This is a genomic window from Mesorhizobium waimense (genome assembly GCF_003601975.1).
GTDB classification, from domain to species: domain Bacteria; phylum Pseudomonadota; class Alphaproteobacteria; order Rhizobiales; family Rhizobiaceae; genus Mesorhizobium; species Mesorhizobium waimense.
In genome coordinates, this window is the sequence record NZ_QZWZ01000168.1 from 1 (window position 1) to 983 (window position 983).

General features: G+C 64.3%; 1 protein-coding gene. It reads right to left on the reverse strand.

From position 1 onward, the window contains the following. Nucleotides 1-983, reverse strand: a 983-nt coding sequence (gene tnpC / locus D3227_RS40425; RefSeq protein ID WP_120019468.1) for an IS66 family transposase, incomplete at both ends; no start/stop codon positions are given.

Consider the following 983-nt stretch of genomic DNA (forward strand, 5'->3'; position numbering starts at 1 on the left):
CGAGCTCGCCTGAACTTGTTTTGGATGTCGCGGGCCAGATCGCACGACGTTGTGGTGGCGAAGATATCGTCCAGACTTCGCTCCAGGGCGCGACGCTTGCCGGCGATGGTCGAGGCGGCGAAGGTTTCCATACCGTCGGCTAGGGCGAAGGCCCTTTGCAGCCAACGTTTGAGCCGCGAGGGCAGCATGTCCTCACTTGCCTCGTCCGCATAGGCGACGTCGCGGGCGAGATGCGCCAGGCAGGTCTGATGCGCATTTGCGTGACCTTGTTGTGCGGCATAGCGATCGGAACACCAGACGTCGGGCCGATGGCCGTCCATCAGGGTCCGGACCACGACAGCGCCGCGCGTTGGCGCCGCTTGATGAACAACCGCTTCGGCGCAGCGAAACACCCAGTGGTAGGCGTTGCTTCCTTCGATCCGCACGCCGGTCTCATCGGAGGCGATGACCTTGGCCCGGCGCAACGCCGCGACGGCCTTGTCGCACTCGGCCGCGAACGCGCCCTGCGCACGGCGCAACATGTTCATCAGTCCGCCCTGGCTAATGTTGAGACCGAAAAGGTTCGCGAACGCGCCCTGCAGCCGCTCGTAGGACAGGGCCTGGAAAGTCTTGAGATAGGTCGCTACGGCGTGCACGCGTGGCCCGAACGGCGTCCCCTTCGCCGCATCTGGCACAGCCGCGACGACCAGCGTGCCGCAGGACGGGCAACGGACTGCCAGGCGCCGATGGCGCTCAATCAAAGGCCTGATCGCAGGAAGCTCAATCTTGTCGTGCTCGCTGACGGTTTCGGCAGCAAGATCGCTCGACAGGCTGGCGCGGCAGCAAAGACATTGGTCGGGATGATGATCGATGATGCGATCGGCATCCTCACTCATGGCGCGGCTGTGACCTTTATGACCCGCCTTAGCGCCGCCAGGCTTTGCCCTGTCCCGACGCGCCTTGCGATCGCTCGAAGGTGGCTTGGACGACGTGCGCGATGTCTT